General features: G+C 66.8%; 16 protein-coding genes. 14 read left to right on the top strand and 2 right to left on the bottom strand.

Features of this window, described 5'->3' with window-relative positions:
- The first annotated feature begins 282 nt into the window (after window positions 1-282).
- Genes ffh through TPR58_RS21180 form a run of 6 tightly spaced genes read left to right on the top strand, consistent with a single transcriptional unit; the run spans window position 283 to window position 4,745 of the window.
- The gene (ffh, locus tag TPR58_RS21205) at window positions 283-1,773 is read left to right on the top strand and encodes a signal recognition particle protein (RefSeq protein WP_346248766.1); all 1,491 of its coding nucleotides are present in this window, start codon (window positions 283-285) and stop codon (window positions 1,771-1,773) included.
- A gap of 47 nt (window positions 1,774-1,820) precedes the next feature.
- On the top strand, window positions 1,821-2,246 hold the full coding sequence (gene rpsP / locus TPR58_RS21200; RefSeq protein ID WP_346248765.1) for a 30S ribosomal protein S16: 426 nt from the start codon (window positions 1,821-1,823) through the stop codon (window positions 2,244-2,246).
- A gap of 6 nt (window positions 2,247-2,252) precedes the next feature.
- On the top strand, window positions 2,253-2,732 hold the full coding sequence (gene rimM, locus TPR58_RS21195; protein ID WP_346248764.1) for a ribosome maturation factor RimM: 480 nt from the start codon (window positions 2,253-2,255) through the stop codon (window positions 2,730-2,732).
- Window positions 2,713-3,282 (top strand): AAA family ATPase, encoded by a 570-nt coding sequence (locus TPR58_RS21190; protein WP_346248763.1) that lies wholly within the window; start codon window positions 2,713-2,715, stop codon window positions 3,280-3,282. The genes rimM and TPR58_RS21190 overlap by 20 nt, the downstream gene beginning before the upstream one ends.
- Window positions 3,283-3,315: 33 nt before the next feature.
- Window positions 3,316-3,900: a glycine-rich domain-containing protein gene (locus TPR58_RS21185; RefSeq protein ID WP_346248762.1), complete on the top strand. Its 585-nt coding sequence runs from the start codon at window positions 3,316-3,318 to the stop codon at window positions 3,898-3,900.
- Window positions 3,897-4,745 (top strand): TIGR04222 domain-containing membrane protein, encoded by an 849-nt coding sequence (locus TPR58_RS21180; RefSeq protein ID WP_346248761.1) that lies wholly within the window; start codon window positions 3,897-3,899, stop codon window positions 4,743-4,745. Before TPR58_RS21185 ends, TPR58_RS21180 begins: the two co-directional genes overlap by 4 nt.
- A gap of 2 nt (window positions 4,746-4,747) precedes the next feature.
- Here TPR58_RS21180 and TPR58_RS21175 read toward each other — a convergent pair whose 3' ends face one another.
- On the bottom strand, window positions 4,748-5,827 hold the full coding sequence (locus TPR58_RS21175) for a suppressor of fused domain protein (RefSeq protein ID WP_346248760.1): 1,080 nt from the start codon (window positions 5,825-5,827) through the stop codon (window positions 4,748-4,750).
- 171 nt (window positions 5,828-5,998) lie between these two features.
- On the opposite strand from TPR58_RS21175, the gene TPR58_RS21170 reads away from it, so the two are divergent.
- The 6 genes from TPR58_RS21170 to TPR58_RS21145 all read left to right on the top strand — a co-directional run bounded on the left by TPR58_RS21170 (window position 5,999) and on the right by TPR58_RS21145 (window position 11,121).
- Complete coding sequence (locus TPR58_RS21170; protein ID WP_346248759.1) at window positions 5,999-7,543, top strand: serine hydrolase domain-containing protein; 1,545 nt, start codon at window positions 5,999-6,001, stop codon at window positions 7,541-7,543.
- A gap of 38 nt (window positions 7,544-7,581) precedes the next feature.
- Window positions 7,582-8,310, top strand: coding sequence for a tRNA (guanosine(37)-N1)-methyltransferase TrmD (gene trmD, locus TPR58_RS21165; RefSeq protein ID WP_346248758.1), 729 nt, complete (start codon window positions 7,582-7,584; stop codon window positions 8,308-8,310).
- 3 nt (window positions 8,311-8,313) lie between these two features.
- A complete protein-coding gene (rplS, locus tag TPR58_RS21160; RefSeq protein WP_346248757.1) occupies window positions 8,314-8,700 on the top strand; it encodes a 50S ribosomal protein L19 in 387 nt (128 codons plus the stop codon).
- A gap of 127 nt (window positions 8,701-8,827) precedes the next feature.
- On the top strand, window positions 8,828-9,217 hold the full coding sequence (locus TPR58_RS21155) for a hypothetical protein (RefSeq protein ID WP_346248756.1): 390 nt from the start codon (window positions 8,828-8,830) through the stop codon (window positions 9,215-9,217).
- Between the two features lie 75 nt (window positions 9,218-9,292).
- Window positions 9,293-9,421 carry a hypothetical protein gene (locus TPR58_RS21150; RefSeq protein ID WP_346248755.1) on the top strand — a complete coding sequence of 43 codons (129 nt, stop codon included), beginning with the start codon at window positions 9,293-9,295 and terminating at the stop codon, window positions 9,419-9,421.
- An 83-nt stretch (window positions 9,422-9,504) separates the two neighbouring features.
- On the top strand, window positions 9,505-11,121 hold the full coding sequence (locus TPR58_RS21145) for a cation:proton antiporter domain-containing protein (RefSeq protein ID WP_346248754.1): 1,617 nt from the start codon (window positions 9,505-9,507) through the stop codon (window positions 11,119-11,121).
- A 90-nt stretch (window positions 11,122-11,211) separates the two neighbouring features.
- Here the strand turns inward: TPR58_RS21145 and TPR58_RS21140 are convergent, their stop codons facing one another.
- Window positions 11,212-11,613, bottom strand: coding sequence for a VOC family protein (locus TPR58_RS21140; protein WP_346248753.1), 402 nt, complete (start codon window positions 11,611-11,613; stop codon window positions 11,212-11,214).
- Between the two features lie 91 nt (window positions 11,614-11,704).
- Here TPR58_RS21140 and soxR point away from each other — a divergent pair, with 91 nt between their 5' ends.
- Together soxR and TPR58_RS21130 are read left to right on the top strand one after the other, a co-directional pair.
- Window positions 11,705-12,160 carry a redox-sensitive transcriptional activator SoxR gene (gene soxR / locus TPR58_RS21135; protein WP_346248752.1) on the top strand — a complete coding sequence of 152 codons (456 nt, stop codon included), beginning with the start codon at window positions 11,705-11,707 and terminating at the stop codon, window positions 12,158-12,160.
- Between the two features lie 624 nt (window positions 12,161-12,784).
- The gene (locus TPR58_RS21130; protein ID WP_428835748.1) at window positions 12,785-15,010 is read left to right on the top strand and encodes a S9 family peptidase; all 2,226 of its coding nucleotides are present in this window, start codon (window positions 12,785-12,787) and stop codon (window positions 15,008-15,010) included.
- Window positions 15,011-15,020 lie beyond the last annotated feature (10 nt).

Below are 15,020 nucleotides of genomic sequence, written 5' to 3'. Positions count from 1 at the left end.
GTCTCCCCAATTCATCAGGGGGCGGATCTCACATGGGCGGGGTATAGAAGCGGTTAAGCGGCCGTGCGGTGCGGCAATAAATCGGTCGGGCCGGCCGACCGGCGGACAGGACTTGCATCGGGTTGCACTTTTCCCATCTCGCGGTTATGAGCCCGATCGACCGTTCCACGGAACGCGCAACATCCATCGTCCCACGGGACGACGCCGGCCGACGAGGTTTCGTCCGCCGGCGTGTTTTGCGTTTGGCGGAACCAGGGCGGAATTTGGAGTGAAACGAGTCTCATGTTCGAGAGTCTGAGCGAACGGCTTGGCGGCGTATTCGATCGCCTGAAGGGTCGTGGCGCGCTCGTCGAGGCCGACGTCCGCACCGCCATGCGCGAAGTCCGCATCGCCCTGCTGGAGGCCGATGTCGCGCTTCCGGTGGCGCGCGAGTTCGTCGACAAGGTGACCGAACAGGCGGTCGGCCAGCAGGTGCTGCGCTCGATCACCCCGGGTCAGCAGGTCGTCAAGATCGTTCATGACGCGCTGGTCGAGATGCTGGGCCCCGACACGGCCGAGCTCAACCTGGGCGTCACCCCGCCCGCGGTCATCATGCTCGTCGGCCTCCAGGGCTCGGGCAAGACCACCACCACTGCCAAGCTCGCCAAGCTGATCAGCAAGACGCAGGGCAAGAAGGTGATGATGGCGTCGCTCGACGTCAATCGCCCGGCGGCGCAGGAACAGCTTGCGGTGCTCGGCACCCAGACCGAGGTTGCGACGCTCCCGATCGTGCAGGGTCAGCAGCCGGTCGAGATCGCGCAGCGCGCCCTTTCCTCGGCGAAGCTTCAGGGCTTCGACGTGATCATGCTCGACACCGCCGGCCGACTCCATGTCGACCAGGCGCTGATGGACGAGATGAAGGCGGTCGCCGACATCGCGAAGCCGCAGGAAATCCTGCTCGTCGTCGACTCGCTGACCGGCCAGGACGCGGTCAACGTCGCCAGCAGCTTCGGCAGCCAGGTGCCGCTGACCGGCGTGGTGCTGACCCGCATGGACGGCGACGCGCGCGGCGGCGCCGCGCTATCGATGCGCTCGGTCACCGGCAAGCCGATCAAGTTCGCCGGCATGGGCGAGAAGCTCGACCAGATCGAGCCGTTCCATCCCAAGCGGGTCGCCGGCCGTATCCTGGGCATGGGCGATGTCGTGTCGCTGGTCGAACGCGCCGCGCAGGCGATCGAGCATGAAGATGCCGAGAAGATGGCGTCGCGGCTGGCCAAGGGCCAGTTTGACATGAACGACCTGCGCAGCCAGCTGGCGCAGATGCGCAAGATGGGCGGCATCGGCGCGCTGGCGGGGATGATCCCCGGCATGAAGAAGGCGCAGTCGGCGATGGCTGCGGGCAATGTCGACGAACGCATCCTGCTGCGCATGGACGCGATGATCACCTCGATGACGCCCAGGGAGCGCGCCAAGCCCGAGCTGATCAACGCCAAGCGTAAGATCCGCATCGCCAAGGGCAGCGGCACGACCGTGCAGGACGTCAACAAGCTCATGAAGATGCATCAGGAGATGCAGACCGCAATGAAGCGGCTCAAGAAGATGGGCGGCCTCAAGGGCATGATGTCGATGCTCGGCAAGGGCGGCATGGGTGGCCTGGGCAACGCGATGGGCGGGCCCGAGCTGGGCGACGTGATGGGCAAGATGGGCGGTCCCGGCGGCCTTCCCGGGCTGCCGGGCGGCGGCGACATGCCCAAGTTGCCCCCAGGTTTCCAGAATTTCCTGAAGAAAAAGTAAGTTCGTTTTCCGTTTCAACAGTTCAGATCAACTAAGGAAGTGAAGTAATGGCTCTCTCCATGCGTCTCTCGCGCGGCGGTTCTAAGAAGCGTCCCTATTACCGCATCGTGATCGCCGATGCGCGCAGCCCGCGCGACGGCAAGTTCATCGAGAAGATCGGCACCTACAACCCGCTGCTCGCCAAGGATTCGCCCGAGCGCATCAAGCTGGACGGTGACCGCGCCAAGCATTGGCTGAGCGTCGGCGCGCAGCCGACCGACCGCGTCGCCCGCTTCCTCGATGCCGCCGGCCTGAAGGAGCGCGCAGCGCGCAACAACCCGAAGAAGGCCGAGCCGGGCGAGAAGGCCAAGGAGCGCGTCGAAGAGCGTGCCGAGAAGGCCAAGGCAGCCGAGGAAGCAGCCGCAGCAGCAGCCGCCGCTCCGGCCGAGGAGGCTCCGGCCGCCGAAGCCACCGAGGAACAGGCAGAGGGCTGAGGCTCGATGTCGGTGGACCGTCCCGTCACCTTGGCCGTCGTCATCGGCGCGCACGGCGTGACGGGAGAGGTTCGCCTGAAGGTCTTTGCCGAGGATCTGTCGGCGCACCAGGCGTTCAACGCCGGTGCGCTGACCCTCAGGTCGCTCCGCAAGGGCTCTAACGGCGCGATCGCCCGCTTTGCCGAGATTGCCGACCGCAATGCGGCCGAGGCGATGCGCGGCACCGAATTGACCGTGCCGCGCTCCGCCCTGCCGCCGCTGGGCGAGGGCGAATATTATCATGTCGACCTGCTCGGCCTGCCCGCCGTCAGCGCCAGCGGCGCCGACCTCGGCCGCGTCATCGCGATCGACAATTACGGCGCGGGCGACGTGATCGAGATCGAGCGCCCCGACGGCAAGCGCTTCATGCTGCCGATGCAACCGCACGCCGTGCCCGAATGGGATGCCGATCGGCTCGTCGTCGCCGATGATTTCGCCGACGCCTGAACCCCGGTTCCACGTCATCACCGGCGGCCCGGGATCGGGCAAGTCGACCCTGATCGATGCGTTGCGCGCCGCCGGCCATGCGGTGGTCGCCGAAGCGGGCAGGGCGGTCATCCGCGAACAAGGTGCTGCCGGCGGGGACGCGCTGCCCTGGATGGACCGGGTCGCCTTTGCGCGGGCGATGCTGGCGCGCGACCTCGCGGCCTTTCGCGATGCCGAAGGCGAGACCTTTTTCGACCGGGGCATTCCCGACATTCAGGGCTATCTGCACCTGATCGGCGAGGCGCCGCTGGCGGAGGTCGACGCGGCGGTGCGCACCTGCCGCTATGCCGGGACGATCTTCATCGCCCCGCCCTGGCGCGAGATCTTCGTGCAGGACGCCGAACGCAGACAGGATTTCGCCGAAGCCTGCCGCACCTGTGACGCGATGCGGATAGTCTATGCGCGAGCGGGCTATGACCTGATCGAGTTGCCGCTCGCCTCGGTCGAGGCTCGCCTGGCCTTCGTCCTGGATTGTCTCGGGGGCCGCCAGGGTACACAGAGTCTGTCATGATGTTGTAACTCCCCCGGGTTAATCGGAATTCAGATGGGCAAACCGGAAGCTGCTTCCTGCCTCGCCGACCCAGGGCTCTGGGACCGGATCCTCGATTACCCGATCGGTCCCGCCGACGCCGCGCTGAGCTTCGAACAGCGCCTGGCGCGCGAGAATGGCTGGAGCCTCGCTGAGGCCCGCCGCGTCGTCGGCGAATATCGCCGCTTCTGTTACCTCGCCGTCGCTGCCGGACATCCGGTCACTCCATCGGATGCGGTCGACCAGGCCTGGCACCTGCACTTGACCTACACCCGCGACTATTGGGAACGTTTCTGCCCCGATATTCTCGGCCGGGCGCTGCATCACGGGCCCACCGCCGGGGGAAGCGGCGAGCAGCAACGCTATTTCGAACAATATGCCGCGACGCTGAAAAGCTATGAGGCGGCGTTCGGCGCGCCGCCGGCCGATCTCTGGCCCGATGCCGCGCGCCGCCTGCTCGACGATCCCCGTGCGGTGCGCGTCCACCCGCGCGACCATGTCATCCTGTCGCGGCGGCGCCTCTGGCGGATCGCGGCGATCCTCGCCCTGGCCGCGGCGCTTGCCCTCATCCTCAACCTGTGGAGTGAAACGCCTCTATGAGTTACGGCCCCTTCGACTGGACCGGCGGCCCTTTCCTGATCCTCTATTGCAGCCTGCTGCTGCTCGTACTCTACGCAGGACTTGCCATTCCCGCCCGGCTGCGGCCCCATGGCAGCGCCGTCACGGTCACCGATCCCGACGAACTCGCCTATCTGGCGGGCGGCACCCGACGGTTCGAGGACTCGGTCATGGCGCGGCTGTTCGCTGCCCATGCGATCACCTTGGAGACCGGCGGCAAGTTCCAGCCCGATCCGCGCCATCCCGCGCGCTCGGACGCGGAGCGCAGCGTGCTGGCGGTCGGCGGACCGGCGAAATGGCGCGCCATCGCCGCCGCGCTGGAGCCGCATGCCTGGCCGGTGCGGCAGCGCCTGATCCGGGGCGGGAAGCTGATGACCGAGCGCTCGGTGCTCGCGCTGCGCTTCTGGCAGACCGCGCCCTACATCCTGCTGCTCGTGTTCGGCGCGATCAAATGGGAAGTCGGCACGGCGCGCGAGCGTCCCGTAGGGTATCTGACCGTGCTGCTGGTGGTGACGGCGATCCTCTCGCTGATCCGCTTCTGCGTCGTCGATCGCCGCACCCGGGCGGGCAAGGCCGTGATCGACGAAGCCCGCAGCCGTCTGGACCGGCTGCGCCGTGCACCCACCCGCGATGAGACCGGTCTCGCCGTCGCGCTGTTCGGGACCACGGTGCTCACGGCCACGATCTGGGGCGACTATCACCGCATGCGCACGGACAATGGCGGTTCAGGCGACGGCGGCACCAGTTCGAGCGACGGGGGGAGCAGCGGCGACAGCGGCGGCGGGGGCGGCTGTGGCGGCGGCGGGTGTGGCGGCTGCGGAAGCTGAGATCAGCCGACCGTCTTCACCACCTCGCCTTGCTGGTTGCGGATAAGCGTCGGTTCGATCTGCAACGCCAGCGCATCGAACCCCGGCACGGGATAGCGCCCCGCGACCGGGTTGAGTGCGCCGGCCAATGCATCGACGGTCGCCCCGGTCAGCGTGATCGTCAAATGCGTCTCGTCCCGCTCGGTGACCTGATTCGCGTGCCCCGGTACGATCCGCACCATCCGTCCGGGCTGCGTCCCCATCAGCGTCACGTCGTTGCCGAACGGCAGTCTCAGGCCAAGCATGTCGGTCAGGTTCGCGACATGGTTCGCGCCCAGCGTGACCTCGGTCACCGGCTTGCGCAGCAGCGGCTTGCGCACCGTCCAGTCGAGTTTCTCGAGGAAGATCATCCCGGTCGACGATCCTTCGCGCCGCGATCCTTCCTCGACCTGACGAGCGGTGTCGGGGTCGGAGAGCAGCGACGTGCGATCGAGGTCGGTGATCCACAACGGCATAAGCGGCGCGAGCGTCTCGAGCAGCTTGCGCGCATTCCACCGCTTGATCGCCGCTTCCTCGTCCAGCGTCAGGCCCACGACCTGGAGGAAGGCGACGCGCCCATTGGGCGTGTCGATCGTCGGCAGCTCGGGATCAGCGATGAACGCGATCGAGCAGAGCTGCGTACCCGTCTCCAGCGCGATCGGACCATTGGTATTCAGCCAATGCCCGTCGGCAAAGCGGTTGCCGCTCTTGAACACATAGCGCGCCAGATTCTGCAGCATGTTCATCACCCAGGGCGGCGGCGTCTCCGCATCGGGCGTGCAGGCTACGCGCATCGTCAGCTCGAACCCGAAGCCGCTCTCCTCGGGATCCTCGCTTTCCTTCTCGTAAAGCTCGGAGAAGCCATAGGTCACGAAATGCCAGTGCGGCACCGGGTCCAGCCGCTTCCAGGCGCTGATTCCGTTCAGCGGATCGTTGCCGCCCAGGAAGGCGGGAACGACCGATCCGAAGTGAAGGGGTGCCCGCCCGGGATAGAGCCGGTCAAACGCAGCATCGATCGCGTCCCAGCCCGGTGCCGCGTCGTCGGTATCGCTCTGGTCGCTCATCTGCCGGTCCTGTCCTGCATGCACGCCAGCTAGCCACGCGCGGGGACCGGCCGAAACCGCTGCTCGACGAGCGGAGTGGGCGGCGTGACGAACCGCGCGGCAGGGCAGGGGTTATCGCGGCCCGCAAGCTCGGCTAACCAGCCGGTGGATCCGCGGAAAAGGGGCAAGCATATGCGCAACGGGAAGATCATCGGCCGCATCGCCTCCGTGATACTTGCAACTGCAACCATTTGCGCGCTTCCGGCGGCCGCGCAGACGACGGCCAGCACCGCGCCCGCCGATGACGCGGTGATCCGTTCGGCGATCCCCCGGATCGACGCGCTGTTCGAGAATTTCCAGAAACAGAATCCGACCCCCGGCCTGGTCTATGGCATCGTCGCCAACGGCAAGCTGGTCCATGTCCGCGGCTTCGGCGTGCAGGACATGGCCGAGAAGCGGCCGGTCACCGCGGACAGCCTGTTCCGCATCGCGTCGATGACCAAGGCGTTCACCGCGCTGTCGATCCTGTCGCTGCGCGATGCCGGCAAGCTGTCGCTCGACGACCTGGCCGAGAAGTACGTGCCCGAGACGCGCGGCTGGAAATATCCGACGTCGGATTCTCCGCGGATCCGCGTGCGCGACCTGCTCAACCACACGGCCGGCTTCGTGACCGACGATCCCTGGGGCGATCGCCAGCAGCTTCTGCCCGAGGCGGAGTTCACGAAGATGATCCGCGCCGGCGTGCCCTTCACCCGGGCGCCGGGCATCGCGATGGAATATTCCAATTTCGGCTATGCGTTGCTGGGGCGGATCGTCGCCAATGTCTCGGGCATGCCCTATCGCACCTATGTCGAGCGGACGATCCTGAAGCCGCTGGGCATGACGTCGAGTGGCTATGAAGTCGGCGAATCGCCGCTGGCGCGACGGGCGATCGGCTATCGCTGGGAGAATGACGCCTGGCTGGAAGAACCGACGATGAAGCATGGCGCGTTCGGCGCTATGGGCGGGCTTCAGGTCAGCGCCAACGACTATGCCAAATGGGTCGCGTTCCTCCTGTCGGGCACGCCGGCCCGTGACGATGCCGACCGCGGTCCCGTCCGCCGGGCGACGCTTCGTGAGATGGCGCAAGGCTCGAACTTCTCGCGCACGCGCCGCCGCTTCGGCTCGACCGCGCAGAGCGGCTGCGTCCAGTCCGAGGCCTATGGCATGGGCTTCCGCGTTGCACAGGACTGTCAGCTGGGCCGGATGATGCACCATGGCGGCGGCTATCCCGGCTATGGCAGCCATGTGCTGCTGCTCCCCGATTACGGCGTCGGCATCTTCGTCTTCACCAACCGAACCTATACCGGTGCGGCAGAGATCGCCTGGGATGCCGCGTTCCTGCTCAACGATGCCGGTGCCTTCACGTCCCGCCCGATCCCGGTGACGCCCGCGCTGACGGCGATCCACGACCAGGCGCGGGCCGCCTATGCCTCGGGCGATGTCTCCGGGCTGCCGCTGGCGATGAATTTCCTGATGGATCGCTCGGCCGCCAACTGGCGGACCGAGTTCGCGCGGCTGCGCGGGCTGGTGGGCGACTGCCCGCGTGCCGAGCCGCTGACCGCTACCGGCGCGCTGAGCGCCACGATCCGCTGGACCTGCGAGAAGGGCGCGCTGGACGGCCAGATCCTGCTGGCCCCGACGACGCCCGCGACGGTGCAGGCGCTGCGCTTCGCCGTGGTTCAGAAACAGCCCTGAGCTTGCCAAGTGCGGACGAAGCCCCGAAAGGCGCGGCGATGACCTTCCACGCGACCGTGCTGACCCTCTATCCGGAGATGTTCCCCGGCCCGCTCGGCGTGTCGATCGCCGGGCGTGCGCTGCGCGAGGCGCTGTGGCGGATGGAGGCGGTACAGATCCGCGACTTCGCCACCGACAGGCATCGTTCGGTCGACGATACCCCGGCGGGCGGCGGGGCGGGGATGGTGATGCGCGCCGACGTGCTGGCACGCGCGCTGGACAGCGTCGATCCCGGCCGGCCGGTGCTGGCGATGACGCCGCGCGGCGCCACGCTGACGCAGGCGCGGGTGCGGGCGCTGGCCGGCGGACCCGGCGCGGTGATCCTGTGCGGCCGGTTCGAGGGGATGGACGAGCGCCTGTTCGAGGCGCGCGGCATCGAACAGGTATCGATCGGGGACTATATCCTGTCGGGCGGCGAGATGGCGGCGCTGACGCTGCTCGACGCTTGCATTCGCCTGATTCCCGGAGTAATGGGCGCGCCTTCCAGCGGCATGGACGAGAGCTTCGAAACGGGGCTGCTCGAATATCCGCAATATACCCGGCCCGCTGAATGGGAAGGGCGCACGATCCCCGAAGTGCTGCGATCGGGGGATCATGCGAAGATCGAGGCATGGCGTCGAGCCAGGGCCGAGAGCGATACACGGTCACGGAGGCCGGATCTTTGGGAGCGCCACGACGGCGCTCGGGTCCAGTCTCCCTCTGGCGCGCGGCGACGTAACGAGGACTGACCAATGAACCTCATCCAGCAGCTCGAAGCCGAGCAGATCGCCAAGTTCAACGAGGCGAAGAAGATTCCGGAATTCCGTCCTGGCGACACGCTGCGCGTCGGCGTGAAGGTCGTCGAAGGCGAGCGCACCCGCGTCCAGAATTTCGAAGGCGTGTGCATCGCGCGTTCGAACAAGGGCATGGGCTCGAACTTCACCGTCCGCAAGATCTCGTTCGGCGAGGGCGTCGAGCGCGTCTTCCCGCTCTATTCGCCGAACGTCGATACTATCGAGGTCGTGCGCCGCGGTGTCGTGCGTCGCGCCAAGCTCTATTATCTGCGTGGCCGCACCGGCAAGTCGGCACGTATCGCCGAGCGCCGCGACACGCGTCCGACGGCGACTGCCGCCGAATAAGCGCGCGGGCAACGCGATCAGTGCGGGGCGCGGAGGCATTGCTTCCGCGCCCCGCTCGCGTTCGGAAAGCCAGCGTTTCGCTCCTGAAACTTTGCCGAATCGGGCGCACTCCGGTAGGATGCCGCCCATGACCCCGACCCTTCATCCCTCGCGCGCGACGCAGCTTCGGCTGCATGTCGCGTCGCTGTGGATGTCGATGGTCGTCGCGCTGTTCTGCGCGCTGGTGCCGGTCGGCGCACCGCTGACCACCCCGCTGGGTTCGGCGTTCAATCCCTCCACCACCCTGGTCGCGCTGAACGCTACGACGCCGAAGGCGCGTGCTGCCGCCAGCGTGCGTGACGACGATCCCACGCGCGCCGATCTCGGCATCGATTTGCCCGATCGGCTGGTGGTGCAGACTGTCGCGGTGCCCGTGTCGCTCGACACCGGCCATGCCGACTGGCCCGCGCCCGACCCGAGGCTGAAGGGGGCCGTCCCCGACGCGTCGGCCTGGCCGCGCGCACCTCCGATCGCCTGACTTTCCGCTGCGGCCTCGCTGGCCGCGCTTTCGACATCGCGGGTCCTGAGCGGACCCCCTTATCGAGGAAAGCCAATGAACATCGACGACGTTCGCGAGGAAAAGCAGAAGCGCCCGCCCTGGTGGTTCATCACCGCGGTCTGGTCCGGCATCGCCGGATCGGCCGCGGCGCTGGCCGCCATCCTGGGCGCGACTGCCGAATAGCGCATCGATTGAGGACCGACCGGGCCGGACGCTGATCCGGCCCAGCGCACGCCGCGGAGTGCGGCGACCGAACAAGGACATACATGCACCACACGCCTCTCATCGCCACGATCGTGGCCGGACTGGTGATCGCCTTCGCCTTCGGTGCCCTGGCGCACCGGCTGCGGGTGTCGCCGATCGCCGGCTATCTGATCGCCGGCGTCGTCGTCGGACCCTTTACCCCCGGCTTCGTCGCCGATGCCGGACTGGCCAGCGAACTCGCCGAGATCGGCGTAATCCTGCTGATGTTCGGCGTCGGCCTCCATTTCTCGCTCAAGGACCTGCTGGCGGTCCGCAAGATCGCGGTGCCCGGCGCGGTCGGGCAGATCGCGGTCGCCACGCTGATGGGCATGCTGCTGTCCTGGACCCTGGGCTGGAACCTGCTGGCGGGCTTCGTCTTCGGCCTGGCATTGTCGGTCGCCAGCACGGTGGTGCTGCTGCGCGCGCTGCAAGGGCATAATCTGGTCCAGACCGAGCGCGGCCGCATCGCGGTCGGCTGGCTGATCGTCGAGGATCTGGTGATGGTGCTGGCGCTGGTGATGCTGCCGGTGCTGGCGAAGGTGATGAACAGCCCCGACGCGGCCGCATCCGAACTGATCGCGCCGATCGCGGGCACGATCTTCAAGGTCGCCGGCTTCGTCGTGCTCATGCTGCTGGTGGGGCGCAAGGTGATCCCCTGGGCGCTGCACTGGGTCGTGCATACCGGCTCGCGCGAGCTGTTCCGCCTTGCGGTGCTGGCGATCGCACTGGGCGTCGCGTTCGGCGCCGCCTTCGTCTTCCAGGTCTCGTTCGCGCTCGGCGCCTTCTTTGCCGGCATGATCCTGGGCGAGACGCCGCTCAGCCGGCAGGCGACCGAAGAGACACTGCCGCTGCGCGACGCGTTCGCGGTGCTGTTCTTCGTGTCGGTCGGCATGTTGTTCAATCCGGCAGTGGTGATCGATCAGCCGCTCCAGTTGATCGCGACCGTCGGCATCATCGTGGTCGGCAAGTCGCTGGCCGCCTATGCCATCGTCCGCATGCTGGGCCACAACAGCCGCACCGCGCTGACCGTCGCGGCCAGCCTGGCGCAGATCGGCGAATTCTCGTTCATCCTCGCCTCGCTCGGCACCAGCCTCGCGATCCTGCCGTCCGAGGGGCGGGACCTGATCCTGGCGGGCGCGATCCTGTCGATCTTCCTCAATCCCTTCATCTTCTCGCTGGTACCCAAGCGGCAGGAGACGCCCGACATCGTGCCCGAAGCGCCGAAGCCGCGCGCGCACAAGGGCCATGTCGTGCTGATCGGCTATGGCCGCGTCGGCAAGCTGATCGCGGGCGAACTGAAGAAGCGCGGCAAGCCGGTGATCGTGATCGAGGACCAGCCCGACATGATGCGCGAGGCCCAGGCCGCCGGGCATGACGTCGTGCACGGCAACGCCATCGAGAACGAGACGCTGCTGGCCGCCGGCATCCGCGACGCGGGACGGCTGCTGATCGCGATTCCGGAAGGGTTCGAAGGCGGCGCCATCGCCGAACGCGCCCAGGCGCTCCATCCCGGCCTGCAGATCGTTGCCCGCGCCCATTCGGATGCGGAGGTCGCCTTCCTCGAAAAGGCAGGCGTGCCGGAGGTGGTGATGGGCGAACGCGAGATCGCTGCACGCATGCTCAGCCTCTGCAACTGCTGAGCGACACGAGATCCCGTCGGCCGATCGGACGATGGGCGGGGAATGCCGGTCTGGGGGCACATTCCGGCATTCCCCGATTAGCCCGCAAGCTCAGGCGTAGCTGACGATCTCATATTCGGTCCCGTCGGGGTCGAGGAAATAGAAGCGCCGGCCCGGCTCGTAATCGCCGTGCATGAAGGGCGTCAGGCCCGCCGCGATCACCCGGCGTTCGACCTCGTCGATATCCTCGACCTGGATGCCGATATGGTTGAGCGGATTGCCCTTGCGGAACACGTCGTCCGGTGTGCCGGCGCCGTCACGGGTGTACAGCGCCACATAGCAGCGATCGTCGCCGACATGGATCGACCGTCCGCCCAGCGCCGAAGGGCCGGACCAGCGGACATACCAGCCGAACAGGTCGGTCATCAGCTGCGCCGACCGCTCGGGATCACGGACCGTCAAATTGAGATGCTCGATAAACGGCGCGGCGGAAGGAGTGGGGGTTGAAAGCATGGAATTTCCTCTTGTGGTGGTTGCCATGCCTGAGGCAGCTACAACCTCAACCTAAGTTGAGATCAAGGCCTAAAATCGCGGGAGGTACGGCGTGGCCAATTCGCAGGATGTGCTGACGATCGGCGACCTGGCGCGGCGGACCGGCCTGACGGTTTCGGCGATCCGCTTCTACGAGGAAAAGGGGCTGGTCGCCTCGTTCCGTACCGGCGGCGGACAGCGCCGCTTCTTCCGCTCGGCGATCCGCCGCCTGTCCTTCGCACTGATCGCGCAGCAACTGGGGCTGACCCTGCCGCAGATCGCCGCGGAACTGGCGAAGCTGCCCGAGGGACGCACGCCGACCGCGGCCGACTGGAAACGGATCAGCAGCGGCATCCGCGCGCTGATCGACCGGCGCATCGCCGCGCTGGAGCGCACCCGCGAGACGCTGGACGGCTGCATCGGCTGCGGCTGTCTGTCGCTCGACCGCTGCGCACTCTATAATCCGGGCGACCGCGCGGGGTTGAGCGGGGCGGGACCGCGCTACACGATCGGTGCGCAGGGTGATTGAGACTCGCCGGGTTATTTAAAACGCGAGGCTGGTGTTGCGGATGCCGCAGCGTGGGCGCTAGCTTTGGTCGATGATAGCCGACCTCCTTATTGATGGAATGCTTTCGGGTACTGGCATGCGTGATGCGATCGCGGGCGGGTACGTTTTGCCCGGTGCCATAGGTCTGTCGGCGCCACTGGTCGCGGATTTGGCTGCTTGGCAACGAAAGTATGAGGACGCCCATTTTTCGGGATTTCCCGTAGACGCAGTAGCAGCGTTGGACGAAGAGGGTCTCGCTCTTGCATCGCGCGCGCAACGGGAGCTTGGCGGGAAGAACGTCGGTTATTTCTCGAACGGGCGAATGGAGCGATTGGCCTAAGCGGAGTCTCGCGCACAGAGGTGCCCGTCCGCTTCAATCAACCTTATCGGCGCACTAAGGGACTAAAGCAGATCCGCAACACAAGCTCCCTTGGCTGGGACAAGTGCAGCCTCGTTGGATGCGGAATGGAAGATGGCGCTGCGGCAGACATTCAGCGGCTAAACTCGGCCGGAGGCGCTACCCCGCTTTGCCTTTGCGCGCCGGGGCGTGTTAGGCGAGCGATCCCCGTGGGTTGCGGGACATATTCCCCCAGAGGTTTTGCGAGAATGCGGAAATGGTTGATCGGTGTGGCGTTGCTTGCGGCCGGGGGCATGTCGATGCAGGTTGAGGCGCAGGAAGCCGCCCCGGCGCTGAGCCTCAAGCGCGTCTTCGCCAGCCCCGATCTTGCCGGGACCCAGCCGCGCGCGATGAAGCTGTCGCCCGATGGCCGCTATCTGACGCTGTTGCGCAACCGCGCCGACGAGAAGGAGCGGTTCGACCTGTGGGCGATGGACACCCGCACCGGTGAGTGGCGGATGCTCGTCGATTCGAAGAAGGTCGGATCGGGCGCCGAGGCGTCCGAGGCCGAGAAGATGCAGATGGAGCGCGCCCGCATCGGCGGGACCAGGGGCATCGTCTCCTATGACTGGTCGCCCGATGCCCAGTCGATCCTGGTGCCGCTGGAGGGCGAGCTGTTCCTCGCCTCGCTCGATGGGCAGGTGCGCAAGCTGCCGGCAGCGGCGGGCGCCAAGCTGAACGCGGCGGTCAGCCCGGCGGGCGGCTATGTCAGCTATGTCCGCGACCAGAATTTCGCGGTGCTGCCGATGAAGGGCGGAGCGCCGCGCGTGCTGACCGACAGCGACGGCAAGGGCACGATCCACTGGGGCGAGGCCGAGTTCGTCGCGCAGGAGGAAATGGATCGCTTCACCGGTTACTGGTGGGCGCCGAACGACAGCCGCATCGCCGTCGAGCGGTTCGACGAGAGCCCGGTCGGCATCGTCACCCGCGCCGCGATCGGTGCCGACGGCACCAGCATCTATCAGCAGCGCTATCCCAAGGCGGGGACCTACAACGTCCTGGTCGAGCTGTGGCTGATGGGCCCGGACGGCGGCAACAAGGTGAAGGTCGATCTGGGCGCCGAACGCGACATCTATCTCGCCCGCGTCAAATGGGCGCCCGATGCGAAGACGCTGTATGTCCAGCGCCAGAGCCGCGACCAGAAGACGCTGGACCTGCTCGCGGTCGATCCCTCGACCGGTGCATCGCGCGTCGTGTTCACCGAAAAGGCGGCCGAGAAGAGCTGGGTCAACCTGTCCAACGCCTTCACCCCGCTGGGCGACGGCAGCCTGATCTGGTGGTCGGAACGCGACGGTCACGGCCATCTCTACCGCTGGGCCAAGGGCAAGTTCACGCAGCTGACCAAGGGGGACTGGGAAGTCTTCTCGGTCGCGGGCGTCGACGACAAGACCGGCCGCATCTTCTTCCTCGGCAACAAGGACGGCGTGCTGGAGCGCCATCTCTATTCGATGAGCCTCAAGGGCGGTGCACCCACGCGCCTGACCGAGCCGGGCTGGTGGAACATGGCGACGATGGACAAGGCCGCGACGCGGGTGATCGTCACGCGCTCCAACCCCGACCAGCCGCCCCAGGTCTATCTCGCCGATCCTGCCGGAAAGCGGGTCGCATGGGTCAACGAGAATTCGGTCAAGGATGTTGCACATCCGTATAACAGCTATCTCGCCAACCATCGCCAGCGCAGCTTCGGCACGCTGAAGACCGAGGATGGCGCGACGCTGCAGTGGGAGATGATCACCCCGCCGATAGAAGCCGGAAAGCGTTATCCGGTGTTCTTCCAGCATTATGGCGGCCCGCATTCGCAGACCGTCTCTCGCGCCTGGGGCGGGGCGCTGCAGCAGGCGATCGTCGATCGCGGCTATATCTGGTTCCAGATCGACAATCGCGGCTCGGCCAATCGCGGCAAGGCGTTCGAGGATGCGATCTACCAGGCGATGGGATCGATCGAGGTGCGCGACCAGGTCGCCGGCGCCGATTATCTGAAGACCCTGCCTCAGGTCGACCCGAAGCGGATCGTCACCTATGGCTGGTCCTATGGCGGCTACATGACGCTGAAGATGCTGGAGGCGGCACCGGGCGTGTTCGCTGCGGGCGTGTCGGGCGCGCCGGTGAGCAAGTGGGAGTTGTACGACACCCATTATACCGAGCGCTACATGGGCGACCCGCGCGTCGTGCCGGACGCCTACAAGATGTCCGATACGGTGCAGGAGGCGACGAAGATCCGCGATCCGCTGCTGCTGATCCACGGCATGGCCGACGACAATGTCGTGCTCGACCATTCGACGGTGATGATGGCGAAGATGCAGGCGGCGGCGGTTCCGTTCGAACTGATGCTCTATCCGGGCCAGACGCACCGCGTCGGTGGACCGGGCGTCGGCGAGCATCTGTGGAACACGATCCTCGACTTCCTCGACCGCGCCGCCCCGGCGCAGCAATAGGGGCAGGGCG

This window comes from Sphingomonas rustica (assembly GCF_039652585.1).
In the GTDB taxonomy this organism is placed as follows: Bacteria; Pseudomonadota; Alphaproteobacteria; order Sphingomonadales; family Sphingomonadaceae; genus Sphingomonas; species Sphingomonas rustica.
The sequence above is the reverse complement of the archived record's forward strand: the minus strand, read 5'-3'. Positions and strand labels throughout refer to the sequence as shown.